The 14,765-nt window shown below is 72.4% G+C and carries 14 protein-coding genes; 5 read left to right on the forward strand and 9 right to left on the reverse strand.

The window, feature by feature from the left end; all coding sequences use genetic code 11:
• Positions 1-42: 42 nt before the first annotated feature.
• From ASE68_RS19460 to ASE68_RS19485, 6 genes are all read right to left on the reverse strand, one after another.
• On the reverse strand, positions 43-864 hold the full coding sequence (locus ASE68_RS19460) for an alpha/beta hydrolase (protein ID WP_055863324.1): 822 nt from the start codon (positions 862-864) through the stop codon (positions 43-45).
• Entirely contained in the window at positions 861-1,583 is a 723-nt protein-coding gene (locus ASE68_RS19465; protein WP_369800127.1) for a YqaJ viral recombinase family protein, read from the reverse strand. The genes ASE68_RS19460 and ASE68_RS19465 overlap by 4 nt, the downstream gene beginning before the upstream one ends.
• 50 nt (positions 1,584-1,633) lie before the next feature.
• Entirely contained in the window at positions 1,634-2,644 is a 1,011-nt protein-coding gene (locus ASE68_RS19470) for an SDR family oxidoreductase (RefSeq protein ID WP_055863326.1), read from the reverse strand.
• Positions 2,645-2,690: 46 nt separating this feature from the next.
• Positions 2,691-4,325, reverse strand: a complete 1,635-nt coding sequence (locus tag ASE68_RS19475; protein WP_055863465.1) for a molybdopterin-dependent oxidoreductase — start codon at positions 4,323-4,325, stop codon at positions 2,691-2,693.
• A 114-nt stretch (positions 4,326-4,439) separates the two neighbouring features.
• Entirely contained in the window at positions 4,440-5,339 is a 900-nt protein-coding gene (locus tag ASE68_RS19480; protein ID WP_082462542.1) for an arginase family protein, read from the reverse strand.
• A 13-nt stretch (positions 5,340-5,352) separates the two neighbouring features.
• The gene (locus ASE68_RS19485) at positions 5,353-5,745 is read right to left on the reverse strand and encodes a RidA family protein (RefSeq protein WP_055863328.1); all 393 of its coding nucleotides are present in this window, start codon (positions 5,743-5,745) and stop codon (positions 5,353-5,355) included.
• Positions 5,746-5,920: 175 nt separating this feature from the next.
• On the opposite strand from ASE68_RS19485, the gene ASE68_RS19490 reads away from it, so the two are divergent.
• Entirely contained in the window at positions 5,921-6,310 is a 390-nt protein-coding gene (locus ASE68_RS19490) for an SIP domain-containing protein (protein WP_082462543.1), read from the forward strand.
• Between the two features lie 83 nt (positions 6,311-6,393).
• On the opposite strand, the gene ASE68_RS19495 is transcribed toward ASE68_RS19490, so the two are convergent.
• The 3 genes from ASE68_RS19495 to ASE68_RS19505 all read right to left on the reverse strand — a co-directional run bounded on the left by ASE68_RS19495 (position 6,394) and on the right by ASE68_RS19505 (position 9,585).
• A complete protein-coding gene (locus ASE68_RS19495) occupies positions 6,394-7,191 on the reverse strand; it encodes an amidase domain-containing protein (RefSeq protein WP_157421775.1) in 798 nt (265 codons plus the stop codon).
• Positions 7,192-7,327: 136 nt separating this feature from the next.
• Positions 7,328-7,996, reverse strand: a complete 669-nt coding sequence (locus tag ASE68_RS19500) for an ABC transporter ATP-binding protein (protein WP_055863334.1) — start codon at positions 7,994-7,996, stop codon at positions 7,328-7,330.
• Between the two features lie 62 nt (positions 7,997-8,058).
• Complete coding sequence (locus ASE68_RS19505; RefSeq protein WP_055863336.1) at positions 8,059-9,585, reverse strand: ABC transporter permease; 1,527 nt, start codon at positions 9,583-9,585, stop codon at positions 8,059-8,061.
• A gap of 172 nt (positions 9,586-9,757) precedes the next feature.
• On the opposite strand from ASE68_RS19505, the gene ASE68_RS19510 reads away from it, so the two are divergent.
• From ASE68_RS19510 to ASE68_RS19525, 4 genes are all read left to right on the forward strand, one after another.
• Positions 9,758-10,498, forward strand: a complete 741-nt coding sequence (locus tag ASE68_RS19510) for a response regulator transcription factor (protein ID WP_055863338.1) — start codon at positions 9,758-9,760, stop codon at positions 10,496-10,498.
• Complete coding sequence (locus ASE68_RS19515) at positions 10,495-12,048, forward strand: cell wall metabolism sensor histidine kinase WalK (RefSeq protein ID WP_082462545.1); 1,554 nt, start codon at positions 10,495-10,497, stop codon at positions 12,046-12,048. The genes ASE68_RS19510 and ASE68_RS19515 overlap by 4 nt, the downstream gene beginning before the upstream one ends.
• Positions 12,049-12,154: 106 nt before the next feature.
• Positions 12,155-13,387 (forward strand): CdaR family transcriptional regulator, encoded by a 1,233-nt coding sequence (locus ASE68_RS19520; RefSeq protein ID WP_055863341.1) that lies wholly within the window; start codon positions 12,155-12,157, stop codon positions 13,385-13,387.
• Between the two features lie 135 nt (positions 13,388-13,522).
• The gene (locus tag ASE68_RS19525; RefSeq protein ID WP_055863343.1) at positions 13,523-14,662 is read left to right on the forward strand and encodes a hypothetical protein; all 1,140 of its coding nucleotides are present in this window, start codon (positions 13,523-13,525) and stop codon (positions 14,660-14,662) included.
• Positions 14,663-14,765 lie beyond the last annotated feature (103 nt).

Genomic DNA, 14,765 nt, shown 5'->3' on the forward strand with positions numbered 1-14,765 from the left:
GCGCCGAGTCGTCGGGGAAATCCGGCGACACGCCGATCGTCGCTAGAAGTCCCGCAACCAGCGCCCGACCTGCTCGGTGAGCACGTGCGCCTGTGCGGCGGGCCCGTCGTCGCGGGCGGGCAGCACGAGCATGGGGCCGGCGAGTCCGGCGGCCCAGCGCTCGGCGATCGAGAGCGGGTGCACCGGGTCGCGCAGCGCGGCGACGACGAGTGAGCGGATGCCGCGGCTCTCGAACTCGGCGAGCTCGGCGTCGTCGCGGAACGCCCGGTTGCGCGGGATCTCGACGAGGCGCATGGCCCGCCGAGCAGCATCCGGCGCGGTGAACTGGGCGAGCAGCGCACGTGCGCCGAACGGGGAGACCTCGGCGACCTTCTGGTAGACCTCGCGCTCCTGGAACTCGGCCGCGCCCGAGACGCCGGCGTCGGCGAGCACCTGTCCGATCACGGGGAACGGGCGGAGGTTCTCCGGCACGGGGTGGTCGTCGAACGACGGCCGGATGAACACCGCGCGTTCGACCGGCAGGAGGCCGTCGAGCGCGATGCGCAGCGCGATCGCTGCGCCCATCGAGATGCCCATGATCGTGATCGGCTCGTCGGGGTCGACGCGGATGCCGCCGTCGGATCCGGAGGCGGCGGTGACCGAGCCCGCGGCGCACGAGGTGCGCACCGCCTCGGCGACCTCGGCCGCGAGCCGGTCGATCGCGAAGTCGGACGCACCGCCGACCTCGAGGAATCCGCCGTGGGCTCGCACGTCGGGCGCGATGACGACTTCGTCGGCGCCGAGGATCTCGTGCACCATCGGCTCGAGCAGGGTCAGCGGTTGGCGGCGATCGGCTCCGAGGCCGTGCAGCAGCACCACCGTCATGCGAGCACGCTCGGCCGGTAGTAGGCGCGCGCCTCCTGCGCGGGCGCCTGCTTCGGCCTGATCGCCTCCAACAGCTCGTCGGCCAGCTGCACGAGGATCGCGATCTGGTCGTCGTCGCGGTCGATCCATCGGCACTCGGGTTCGGCGCCGACCGGCACGAAGTCCTCGTGCTGCTCCCAGACGATGAGGGTGCGCTCGGCGCCCAGCACGTACTGCTGCCACCACACCTGCCGAAGGTAGTGGCGCGGCACCGCGCGCCAGGGCTTCGACGTGGTCTTGATCTCGCAGAGTTCGAGCACGCCGCGTTCGGTCACTCGCAGGCCGTCAGGTGTCGCGAGGTGGCGGCGATCGGATGCCGCGTGGAACAGCAGCGACGAATGGCTCATGCCGTGCGCGCGTGCCGCCCACGCCGCGATGACGGGCTCGCGCTCGCGGCCGTGGTCGGTGTAGCGGCTGCCGCCGAAGCTGCGCGGGGCGCCGTGGAGCTTCTCCCAGGCGGCCGACTTCACCGAGGTGCGGGTGGCGAGCTTCGCGGCGTCGGTCGCGGTGATGCCCTGCGATCTGGCGCGCAGCCAGGCGACGCGGTCGGTCGAGTCGGCGACGACCCGGGTCTCGTGCGGCAGCTTCGCGGGAGGCGCGATGGAGTCGCGGGGTTCGCGGGTCTCACGCAGATCGCCGTCTGGCGTGAGATCGAAGAGCGCGAAGGGGGAGTCGGGCACACCCAGAGGGTATCGCGGGCCGCCCACCTGCGAACGGCCTGTTCGGTGTGTCAGCGCGACGCGCGTTCGACGATGCGGTCGAACGCGGCATCCGCTTCGGGGTCGATGCGCTGCAGTTCGGGCGTCGCGTCGATGAAGTCGATGATCTCCCGCGCGCCGCGATCGAACGTGATCGTCGTCGCGAACTCGGGCACGAGGGCCTTCACCTTCGCGTTGTCGAACACCATCGAGTGCGCCTTGTCGCCGAGCAGGCCGGGGCCCCACGCGGGGTTGAGTGCGGCGATGGTCTCGGATGCCACGTGCACGAGTTCGGGCGTCGGCACTCCCGCCGCGTCGGCGAGCCAGGTGTAGATCTGGTTCCAGGTCGGGGCGTGGTCGCCGGTGATGTGGAACGCGTCGCCGATCGCGAGCGGGTTGCCGAGGAGGCCGGCGAACGCGACGGCGAAGTCGCGGTGGTGGGTGATGGTCCAGAGGCTCGTGCCGTCGCCGTGCACGAGCACCGGGCGGCCGGCGCGCATGCGGGCGATGTCGGTGTAGCCGCCGATCGTCGGCAGCAGCGTGCGGTCGTAGGTGTGCGAGGGCCGCACGATCGTCGCCGGGAAGCCGCGCTCGCGCACGGCCTCGACGAGCAGGTCCTCGCACGCGATCTTGTCGCGCGAGTACTGCCATTCGGGGTTCACGAGCGGCGTCGACTCGGTCACCGGCAGGCGGCTCGGCGGCGTCTGGTACGCCGAGGCGCTGCTGATGAACACGTACTGGCCGATGCGGCCCTCGAAGAGGTCGAGGTCGGTGCGGATGTGCTCGGGCGTGAACGCGAGGAACTCGCACACGACGTCGAACTCCAGCGGGTTCGCCGTGTCGTGGCGGAGGGCGGCGCGCACCGAGTCCGGTTCGCGGATGTCGGCCGCGATCGTGCGAACCTCGGCCGGCAACGGTCGCAGGGCCGATGAGGTGCCCCGATTCAGCACGGTCACGTCGTGCCCGAGGTCGACCGCCCTGGCGACGCACGCCGAGCTGATCACGCCGCTGCCGCCGATGAAGAGGATCCGCTTGCTCATCATCCGATGGTGTCAGGAGCGGGCGGATGCCGCGACCCGCGCCGCGGCGTCAACTCACGCGCACGAGCCGCCGCTGCCACCCGGTCGACCCGTCGGGGGCGATGGGCGCGCGCTCCTCGACCTGCCGGTTGCCGTCACGGTCGGTGGCGCGCACGGTCACGTTGTGGCTGCCGCTCGTGGCCTCCCACTCGAGGAACCACTGCACCCAGGTGTCGGCGTTGACGGGGTTCGAGAGGGTCGCCCGCTGCCAGTCGGCGTCGTCGATCTTGACCTCGACCGAGTCGATGCCCACGGTCTGCGCCCACGCGACGCCGGCGATCATGCGCGTGCCAGGTTCGACGGCCTTGTCGAGGCGCGGGGTGTCGATGCGCGACGAGAGCTTGATCGGCGCCTTCGCGCTGTAGCCGCGCGGGGTCCAGTACGCCTCCTCGGCGTCGAAGCGGGTGACCTTGAGCTCGGTCAGCCACTTCGTCGCCGAGACGTAGCCGTAGAGCCCGGGCACGACCATGCGCACGGGGAACCCGTGTTCGAGCGGCAGCGGCTCGCCGTTCATGGCGACCGCGAGGATCGCGTCGAGCCCGTCGTCGGTGAGCGAGGCGAGCGGCGTCGACGCCGTGAAGCCGTCGATGCTGCGGGAGAGCACCATGTCGGCGTCGCCGTTCGGAGCCGCCTTCGCGAGCACGTCGCGCACCGGCACGCCGAGCCACCTCGCGGTGCCGAGCAGGTCGCCGCCGACCTCGTTCGACACGCACGTCAGGGTGATCGAGTACTCGTCGAGGCCCATCGCCAGGAGGTCGTCGAACGTGAGCTCCACCCGCTCGCCGACCATGCCGTCGACGACCAGGCGCCAGGTCGACGGGTCGACCGAGGGCACGGTCAGCGCGGTGTCGACGCGGTAGAAGTCGGCATTCGGCGTGTACAGCGGCGTCACGCCCGGGATGTCGAGCTCGGCGCCATCCGGAACCGTGATCGTCGAGTTCGGCGCCGGCAGCTTCAGCGCCCTCCGGATCGCGGCGATCGAGCTCGTCGCGGCACCGGCCACGCGCGAGCCGACGCCGACGACCAAGGCGGATGCCGCGGCGATACCCGCGAGCACGAAGAACCCGCGACGATCGACGGATGCCGCGGGCGCACCGGCCTTCGCGCGCTCGCCGGGGTCGGCGGGAACCTCCGTGGCCGCTGCCGTGGCGACCTCCGTCGCGTGGTCGTGCCACGCCCGCAGCCGGCGCACGAGGAGCACCAGCACCACGATGCCGGCGGCGGTGCCGACGAGCGGCGGCAGCCAGGCGAACGCGGTCGCGCCGGTGCGGGTGACGATCGCCGCGAGCGAGAGCGCGCCGGCCAGGCCGAGGGCCGCGGCGCCGAGGGGAGGGCGCACGAACTGCAGAATGCCCGAGACGCACGCCGCGACGAGCACGGCGAGCCCGAGGCCGCCGAGCAGGGCGAGCTTGTCGTTCGCCCCGAAGAGCTCGATCGCGAGTTCCTTGGCCCACTGCGGCACGATGTCGATGACGAACGCGCCGACGGCGAGGATCGGGCTGCCGTCGCGGGCGACGAGGAACGCGACGAGCTCGGCCGCCGCGAGGAACACGCCCGCGCTGATCACGCCGGCGAGCGCGGCGAGCGACCACCAGCGCAGCCGGGCTCGGCTCCGACGCTCGGGCTGGTGCGCGGGGTGATCCATGTCGGCCTCCATCGTTCGGGCACGATCGCCCGTCGGAGGTGGTTCGACGCGGGGTCGCTCGCGGATTGGGAGACCGGTCGTCGCGGGAGGGCAGGCGGATCGGCTCCGCTCGCCTCAGGCGCCTGCGCCCAGCCGTTCGAAGGCGCCGACGAGCAGGTCGGCGATCACGCGTGCGTATCGGCCGTCGGGGTCGAGGTCGGGGTCGAAGACCGTCACCGAGGCGCCGACGGCGCCGGGGGCGAGCTCCGACAGCAGTGCGGCCAGGTCGTCGATCGGGAAGCCGCCCGGATCGGGGCTGTCGACGGCCGGCATGACGGCGGGATCGAGCACGTCGACGTCGAGTTGCAACCAGTAGCCGGCGCTGCCGGCGACCGACCGGATGGCGGATGCCGCATCAGCGGGCCGCATGGCCATCGCCTGCCGAGCCGAGAGCACGAGGCCGAGCACCCGACGGGTCTCGTCAGCTTCGTCGTCGTCGTCGCGGTGCCCGACGTGCACCGTTCGGCTCGGCGCGAAGTACGGCGAGAGCCCGTCGAGGTCGGTCAAGGTCGGCCGATGCAGCCCCACCGCGGCGGCGAGGTCTTCGCCGGCGACGCTCGCGCAGTCGTCGCTGTTGCCGGGGTGGCGGAAGTCGGTGTGCCCGTCGACGTGCACGAGGCCGGTGCGCCCCCGTCGTGCCAGTGCGACCCCGACGCCGAGGAGGATGCTGCAGTCGCCGCCGAGCACCAGCGGAGTCGCCCCGTCGTCGAGGACGCCCCCGATGCGATCCGCCAGGCGGAGCGCATGCGAGACCAGTGCCGCCTCGTTGCGGACCCGGTCTGCGGCACGAGTCGCGTCGTCGTCGACGTATCGGCCCGGCAGGACGACGCCCGCGTCGGCCGCTCCGAGGCGTGCGAAGCGGCGGAACAGGCCGGCCTCTCGCAGCGCCTCGGGCGCCTTCGCAGCGCCCGGCACGCCGCCGGCGACGGGTGGCCGGAGTCCGAGGTTGCTCGGCGCCGAGACGAGCGAGATCACCGCGCAGCTTCGATCAGGCCGGAATGACGGCGATCGCGCTCACCTCGACGAGGAACTCGGGGTTGGCGAGCCCCTCGACCTGGTTGACCTGCACGGCGGTGCGATGCCGACCCCAGACGGCGGCCGAGGCCGCGAACCCCTCGTTCGCGTCGGCACCGCCCGCGAGGGTGATGGTCATCGAGACGACGTTGGTCTGGTCGGCGCCGGCTTCGGCGAGCACGGCGAGTACGTTCTCGAGCGCCCTGACGGTCTGCGGGCCGAGGCCGCCCTCGACGACGCTGCCGTCGGCGTTGCGGCCGTTCTGCCCGCCGACGTAGAGCGTGCTGTGCGGGCCGCTGACGAGCACTCCCTGGCTGAAGGCCGGGCTGGAGTGCATCGATTCCGGATTGAGGTGCGTGATCTCCATGCCTCCGGTCTACGCCGGCCCACCGACATCCGCCAGCCGGTCGTCTGCGTGAACCTGGCATGCTGCTGGATGGGCTTGCCGTTCAGGTAAGCCTTACCTAAACTGAACGCGTGCTGCTTCCCCATCCCTCGCCGCGAACCGCGGATGCCTCCGTCTGCACGACGAGGAGGGCACGATGGTGAGTCGCATGCGACCCCGCGCCCAGCCCGGTCCGGCCATGCTCTTCGCCGGCGACGCCGGTGATGTCGCGGCGATCCGGTCGCGTCTGGCCGAATGCCCGGCGAACGCGACCGGCATCGTCTTCGTCGAGGTCTACAACGCCATGCAGATCGTGCACCTCGAGGCGCCGACCGGCATCGCCGTGCACTGGGTGTTCCGCCAAGGCCGTCAGCGTGCCGTCGTGTCGCGCGGCGAGGCGCTCGTCACCGCCGTCGACGCCTGGCTCGACGAGTGGATGCGGCCCGAGGGCGGCGAGGAGATCGTCATCTGGCTCGGTGCCCGTGGTTCGAGCGTCGTGAACACCTTCTCGCAGGCGCTCGAGCGCGAGCTCGCCGCCATCCGCTGACCCGCTGATCGGGCGGCCCTGCCGACCGCAGCCCGCGCAGCAGACCCCGGGAGTCGCAGCAGACCTCGGAGGCGCAGCCGGCCTCAGCCCGCGATGCTCCAGTACGTCGCGACGCCGCCGGGGTGCATCTCGGTGATCGAGTAGTCGACCGAGCGGTCCCACGTGGCATCCGTGTGCCCGGCGTAGAGGATGTCGATCGTGCCGTCGTCGTTCGCCACGACGGCGGTGACGATGCCGGTGTGGTCGCGGTCGCCCGAGTCGTCCCAGTCGAACTGCACGACGTCACCGACCTTCACCTGGTCGCGCTGATCGTCGGTGAGCATGGTCGCCAGCTCGGGGCGGGCCTCGAGGTACTCCATGAACGCGGTCGAGCTGCGCCACGCCGGCGAGCTCGAGTACGGATCGCCCACGGCGTACCACCACTCGTCGTCTTCGACCCAGCCGCGCGCGAGCAGCGACTGGCTCGTGAAGGCCATGCAGTCGTTCTCGTCGAGGAAGCCGAACTCGTCGCTCGACGTCGAGTCCCAGTGCTGCTGCACGTACTCCATCTGCGCCGAGACCCCGGGGCTCAGCGAAGCCCAGTCGAGTTCGAGCCCGGAGTCGGGGGCTGCGGAGGCGTCGTCGGCCGCGGCCGCCTCCTGCACCTCGACGGAGTCGCGCGCGGTGTCGGTCGGCGCCGGGGCGCCCTGCGTCGCCGACGCCCAGCCGATGGCGACGAAGCCGCACCCGACCGCGAGCACGGTCACGACGGCGGCGACGGCGAGCGTGCGGCGCCGGCGGAACATGCGGCGGCGGTCGGCATCCGTCATCTCCTCGGCACCCGCGAGCTCGGCGGGCTGGGATTCTGCGCTGGGCCCTGGTGGCGTTTCGGGGTGGGACATCTCCTCCACGGTAGGCGCGGATCCTGTGGATCGGCCCGGGTTCCGGCATGAATCGCCGCTGAGACGACGGATGCCGCAGCCGCACGTGGCGGCTGCGGCATCCGATCTGCGGTGCCCGGCGTCGGCGGGAGCGGGGTCAGCGCTCGGTGACGGTCCCGGCCTTGATGTGCAGGCGGCGCTCGGCGCGCCTGGCGACCGCGGAGTCGTGCGTGACGACGATGAGCGTGAGTCCGCGGTCGCGCCAGAGGCCCTCGAGGATGTCGAGGATCTCGTCGCGGGTCTCCTCGTCGAGGGCGCCCGTCGGCTCGTCGGCGAGCAGCACGTCGGGCTCCTTCACGAGCGCGCGGGCGATCGCGACGCGCTGCTGCTGGCCGCCGGAGAGTTCGGTCGGCAGGTGGCCTGCGCGGTCGGCGAGCCCGACGGAGGCCAGCGCCTCGGCGGCCCGCTTGGCCCGCACCTCGCCCGAGACGCCGAGCGGTTCGAGCGCGGTCTCGACGTTCTCCTGCGCCGTGAGCGTCGGGATCAGGTTGAAGTTCTGGAAGACGAACCCGATCTCCTTCGCGCGGATCTTCGCGAGCCGGCCGTCCGGCATGTTCGAGATGTCCTCGGCGCCGATGGTGATCGTGCCCGACGTCGGGCGGTCGAGCCCGCCGAGCATCTGCAGCAGGGTCGACTTGCCGCCGCCCGTCGGCCCCTGGATGGCGACGTGCTGGCCGGCGCCGATCGCGAGGTCGACGTTCTTCAGCGCGTGCACCGTGCGGTTGCCCTGCCGGTACGTCTTGGTGAGGTTCGTGAGCGTGTACATGGTGTCCTTCGATTCGAGTGCGAACGGCGATTCGAGCGCGAGCGGATGCCGGTGCTCCGGCGTCAGCCGACACTCCGCAGGGCTTCCGCGGGGCGAAGGCGCGAGGCGCGCCATCCGCCGATCGCGCCGGCGAGCAGGCCGCCGAGGATCGCGATGCCGACGGCGATCGCGATGACCGAGACCGTGACGGGGGCGTTCAGCGCCACCTCGGTCGTGGCCGCCGCGGCCTGGCCCATGGGGCCGCCGAAGCTGCGCGTCGCCTGAGCGCCGCTCGCGTCGCCGCCGGAGGCGCCGCCGGGTCCGCCCTGGCCGCCGGCCAGGTCGAAGCCGCCGCTCGAGGCGCTGCCCGAGAGCGTCGGGGCGATCAGGTTGATCACGAGGATGCCGATGAGGCCGATCGCGATGCCGGCCGCGCCGCCGATGAGGCCCGTCACGAGCGACTCGCCCGCGACCTGGCCGGTGATGCGGCGGTTCGACCAGCCGATCGCCTTGAGCGTGCCGAACTCGCGGGTGCGTCGGGTGACGCCCGAGATGGTGAAGAGGATCGCGATGAGGAACGCGGCGACGAGCACGGCGAGCGAGAGCCAGAGGCCGAGGTTCGAGACGAGGTCGGAGGCCGTGCTCAGCGAGCCCGAGACGCTCGACGCGAGGTCCTCCTGCGTCGACACGGTCGCGTCGGGCAGTGCGGCCTCGATGTCGGCCTGCACCTGCGAGATGTCGGTCGACGACGCGGCCTTGACGTAGATGTTCGAGATCATGCCGTCTTCGCCGGAGAGGGCCTGGGCGACGTCGAGGGGGATGTAGACGTTCGACGCGCTCGCCGAGTCGGCCGCGTTCGAGGTCACCGTGCCGACGACCTCGAAGTCGGTGCCGCCGAGGTCGATGGTGTCGCCCACGGCGAGTTCGGCGCCCGTGGCGTAGTCGGCGTCGAGCACGGCGACGTTCGCGCCCGCGTCGTCGGCGTCGAGCGTGCGGCCCTCGGCGAGGGTGACGGCCGAGAGCGGACCGATGGCGTCGGCCGACGGGTCGAGGCCGAGCACGCTGAACGAGTCGACGTCGAACGCGCTTCCGCCGGCGCCGTCCGGTCCGCCCTGCGGCGGCGCCGCCTGCGCGTCGGTGCCGGGGCCGGCCTGCGCCGTGCCGTCGCTGTTCTGCTGCATCTGCGGCATCTCGCCGTTGAACGTGGTGTTCGTCAGCGACAGCGTCGCGGATGCGGCGGCCACGTTGTCGACGCCGAGCACCGTGTCGAGCGCGCCGGCGTCGAAGGTGCTCGCGCCGAACCCGACCATCAGGCGGGACTGGCTGAGCTCGGTGGTGCCGTCGGTCGTGGTGCCGGCGTCGGCATCGAACTCGAAGCGCGGACCCCCGCCGCCCTCGCCCTCCTCCGGCGGCGTCGGCGACTGCGACACCGTGATGTCGGTGCCGACGCCGTAGACGGACTCGAGCACCGAGGCCTGCGCGGCCTTCACGCCCGAGGCGACGGAGTTGACGATGATGACGAGCGCGATCGCGAGCGCCATGCCGATGGCGATGATCGCCGTCTGTCTGCGGCGACCGGCGAGCTCGCGCCGGAGATACGTGAAGAACATGGCAATCCTCTGGGTCGGGAGGAGCGCTCCGGGCGGGGCGCCGACGTCGACGGTAGGGACGCGTGCTTTGGCCGCCCTTGCCGCACCCTATGGATCGGCCATGAGCGCGAGGTCGCGGCATCCGCTCAAGAGGTTCATAGGAAACGCATAGATCGAAGCGGATACTGGAGACATGACCACCACGACCCCGCATCGCGCCCCCCAGATCGCCAAGGGCGACGGATCCATGGTCCGCGTGCTCGTGGTCGACGACGAGCACTCGCTCACCGACCTGCTGAAGATGGCCCTGCGCTACGAGGGCTGGGACGTGCGCACCGCGGCCGACGGCCTCAGTGCCGTGAAGATCGCCCGCGAGTTCCGCCCCGACGCGATCGTGCTCGACATCATGCTGCCCGACATCGACGGACTCGAGGTGCTGCAGCGCGTGCGCGCCGACGGCACCGAGACGCCCGTGCTGTTCCTCACCGCGAAGGACTCGCTCGACGACCGCATCGCGGGGCTCACCGCCGGCGGCGACGACTACGTGACCAAGCCGTTCAGCCTCGAGGAGGTCGTCGCGCGCCTGCGCGGGCTCATCCGCCGCTCGTCACTCACCCTCGCGAACGCGAAGGACCCCGTGCTCGTCGTCGGCGACCTCAGCCTCGATGAGGACAGCTACGAGGTCGAGCGCGACGGAACGCAGATCGAGCTGACCGCGACCGAGTTCGAGCTGCTGCGCTTCCTCATGCGCAACCCCCGGCGCGTGCTCAGCAAGGCGCAGATCCTCGACCGCGTGTGGTCGTACGACTTCGGCGGCAAGGAGTCGGTCGTCGAGCTCTACATCTCGTACCTGCGCAAGAAGATCGACGCCGGGCGCGAGCCGATGATCCACACCGTGCGCGGTGCGGGCTACATGATCAAGGCCGCCGGATGACGAAGCCCGGCGACCCCGGCCACGCGGCCGCCGCGCGCGCCGACGCCGAACAGGCGCCACGCACGGCCGATGCGGCGGCCTCCGACGACCACGCGCCACGGGGCCGTGCGCCCTGGACCCTCCGCCGTCGCCTGCTCACGCTCGTCGCCGGCCTGCTCGTCGCCATGTGCGCCGCGGTCGGCGTCTCGACGGTCTTCCTCTTCCACGCGACGAGCGTCGACCGGCTCGACGCAAGCCTCCGCGCAACCGCGGAACGCGCCGACGGCGCGACCGGACCCGGCATCCCGAGCAATCCCGCTCTGACGGTGCGCGACTTCCTCAGCGTTCCCGGCCAGCCCGACGGCACGCTCGGCGGCATCTTCGTCGGCCAGCAGTCGGATTCCGCGTACATCTCCGACGGGGAGCTCGTACCCGCCGACCCCGACGTGCTTGATGCTCTCTCGGCCGTGCCGACCGACCGGGACGTGCACACCATCACCGCCGGCGCGCTCGGCGAGTACCGTGCGCTCGCCGTCGAGACGGCTCCCGAGGTGCGCATCGTGCTCGCCCTGCCACTCGCCGAGGTGACCGCCCTGACCGCCCAGCTCGCGATCACGGTCGCGGTCGTCGCGCTGCTCGGGCTGGCCGTCGCGCTCGTGATCGGCGGGCTCGTCGTGCGTCGCGCCCTCGCCCCGCTCGAGCGGGTCACCGAGACCGCGCAGGCCGTGTCGCAGCGTCCGCTCGACCGCGGCGACGTCGACCTCGCCGAACGCGTGCCCGTCGACGACGAGCGCACCGAGGTCGGCCGTCTCGGAACGGCCTTCAACCGCATGCTCGGCCACGTGGCATCCGCCCTCACCGCCCGCGAGCACAGCGAGCGCAAGGTGCGTCGCTTCGTCGCCGACGCCTCGCACGAGCTGCGCACGCCGCTCGCCTCGATCCGCGGCTACGCCGAGTTGACGCGCCTGCACGGCGGCGACCTGCCGCCCGACGTCACGCACGCGATCTCGCGCATCGAGTCCGAGTCGGTGCGCATGACCGAGCTCGTCGAAGACCTGCTGCTGCTCGCGCGGCTCGACGAGGGGCGCGAGCTCGCGGCCCTGCCCGTCGACCTCGAGCGCATGCTCGGCGAGGCCGTCGGCGACGCGCAGGCCGCGGGCCCCGGTCACGACTGGGAGGTACGGGTGACGGATGCCGCGACGGCCGTCGTCGGCGACGAACCCCGCCTGCGCCAGGTCGTCACGAACCTGCTGGCGAACGCCCGCGTGCACACGCCGGAGGGCACGCACGTGGTGGCCTCGCTCGACCGCGATGGCGACGACGTGGTGCTGCGCGTCGGCGACGACGGCCCGGGCCTCCCGCCCGAGCTGCTCGGCTCGCTGTTCGAGCGGTTCGCCCGTGGGGACTCCTCGCGCTCGCGCCGCGCCGGCAGCACCGGCCTCGGGCTCGCGATCGTGCGCGCGGTCGTCGAGGCGCACCACGGCGAGGTCGACGTGGCCAGCGAGCCCGGATCCACGGTGTTCACGGTGCGACTGCCGGCGGCGAAGGGGAGTACCCCCGAACGGGGGTGATCCTGCCGGATTCGCCGGAGGGCGCCGACACCGAACGAGCTGACGTCATACAATCGGAAGCCCGGGCAGGCACCCGCTGCCCGGTGTTCCCGACCGAGCGAGTCCCATGAGCGTCCCCCAGCTCGTCAACCACGTCGCGCAGATCGTGGGGCGTCCAGCCCTGCTCGAAGACGGTCGTCGTCGCATGGTCGCGTACAGTCCGCAGCACGGCGTCATCGACGAGGTCCGGCGCAATTCGATCCTGCGGCACCTGGCCGATCCCGACGTGCGATCGTGGCTCGACCGCACCGGGGTCTACCGTGCCGAGCGCGCCGTGCACGTGCCGGGCAACCGCATGCTCGGCATGCTGCCTCGGCTCGTCGTGCCGATCCGGCGCGCCGACGCCTCCATGGGTCACCTGTGGTTCATCGAGGCCCCCGACACGATCGACGACGAGGCGGTCGCCCAGGCCGACGAGTTCGCCGAGCGCATCGCCGAGGAGTGGGCGAGGGCGAAGCAACTGCTCGAGCTCGAGGCCTCCCGCTCGAACGACCACACCCGCCAACTCCTGCTCGGCACCGAGAAGCGCAGGTTCCGCGCCGCCGAGAGCATCGTCGGCGGCGGGGGATTCTTCGCCGGTGACGGCGTGCGCGCGTTCATCGTGCGACCGACCGCGGGCGCGACGACGCCGGATCCGACGCTCGTGCGCGACGGGCTCGAACGCACCGGCCGGCAGGCGGCCAAGAACCTCGGCTTCAAGAGCGGTCTCGCGCTCGTGCGCAAGGACCACCTCGTGCTGGTCGCGCCGGCCGACGGCCCGGTGCGCTCCGCCGGGGTCGACCCTGCTGCGCTGATCCTGTTCGAGGAGGCGACGAGCTCCCTCGGCCGGGTCCCCGGCGTGCTGCGCGTCGACGTCGGGGTCGGCGGCGCGGGCGCCGGACTCCATGAGGCGCGCGGCAGCTACGGGCAGGCACGACGGGCGGTGCAGATCGCGGGCGCCTTCGGCCTCGAGCCCGGGGTGCAGCGCTGGGACGACCTCCGCGCCTATCGGGGCCTGCACGCGGCCGCCGCCCGCGGCCTGCGCGCGGCCGACTTCCGCATGGACCTCGATCGCCTCCTCGAAGAGCGCGACGGACCCGTGCTGGTCGAGACGCTCGAGGTCTACCTGCGGGTGGGCGGGCGTGCGCAAGAGGCGGCGGCGCTCCTCAGCGTGCACCGCAGCTCGCTCTACCATCGACTCGCCAGGGTCGAGCGCATCCTCGACCTCGACCTCCAGGACGGCGTGCAACGGCTCGGCCTGCATCTCGGCATCCTGCTCGCCAAGCTCGACGGACCCCCGCCGACCGCGCTCGATCGCTGAACCGTCGTTCGACGAACGTCGCACGGGTGCGACGAACGATGCGACAACCGCGCGATGCGCCTGTTCACAGCTGCTCCATAGGCTGTGACCAATCAACGCGGCGGAGGTCGACTCGCCGCAGACCGGGAGGCGCAGATGGCGGTCAGGGGGCGGATCGCCAGGCGATCCGGAGGGGCTCTCCTGTCGCTCGGGCTCACGCTCGCGGCGCTCGGCCTGACCGTCGACGCCGGAGCCGCGTTCGCCGAGGAACCGGCGGACGACGTGCAGATCACCTGGGCGGTGCAGCCCTCATCGGCGAACGGGCCCGACGGCCGCGACGCGCTGCAGTACTCCCTCGGCCCGGGTGAGACGACCACCGACTACGTCGGGGTGTCCAACCTCGGCGCCGAGCCCGTCACGGTGCGCGTCTACGCGATGGACGCGCTGATGACCGCCGACGGCGCATTCTCCCTTCCACCGGCCGGCACCGCCTCCGAGGACGTCGGAACCTGGGTCGGCATCGACGGCGACGGGGTCTTCACGATCGAGCCCGGAACCCGCACCGACATCCCGTTCCGCCTCACCCTGCCGCCGAACGCGGAACCCGGCGATCACGCGGGCGGCATCGTCGCCTCGCTGGCCGAGCTCGCCCCCGCGGGCGAGGGTGGCCAGCAGGTCGCCGTCGACCGCCGCGTCGGCGTGCGCGTCTACGTCGACGTGCCCGGAGAGGCGGCGCCGCAGCTCGTGGTCTCCGACGTCGAGGTCGACTACCGGGGCGGGCTCGGCGTCACGGGCGGCCCGGTGGTCGTCAGCTACACGGTGTCCAACCCCGGCAACCAGCGCCTCGGCGGCGACGTGCGCGTCGACATGTCCGGGCCGTTCGGATGGCTGCTCTCGTCGGCGGAACCGCAGGAGCTGCCCGAGCTCATCCCCGGCGGCGAGGTGCGGCTCTCGCAGGAGTTCGCCGAGGTCCCGCCCGCCATGCTGCTGACCGGTTCGGTCGACGTCGAACCGCGCCAGCGCGAGGGCCGCGAAGGGGATGTCGCGGGTGTGCACCACGCCAGCGGAACCGCATGGGCCGTTCCGTGGCTGATCGTCGCAGGGCTCCTCGTGGTCATCGCCGTCATCGTGCTCCTCGTGCGTCGGGGACGCCGCCTGCGCCGTCGCCTCCGCGAGGCCGAGGCCGCCGTGGCCGCCGCGGCCGTCGCGGGTGCCGCGGGTGCCGCGGGTGCCGCGAACCGGGCCGACGAGGCATCCGAGAGCCCGCGCGAGCCGGCCGGCGTCGGAACCAGCTGACCGCCAGGCCGCTCGCCCCGGCGACCCGCACCACCCGAACTCCCGATTCTCCCCGCCCGCGTCGGTCGTCGCCTCGGGCGACGACCTGACGGCTCGAGGATGC

The organism is Agromyces sp. Leaf222, from assembly GCF_001421565.1.
Lineage (GTDB): Bacteria > Actinomycetota > Actinomycetes > Actinomycetales > Microbacteriaceae > Agromyces.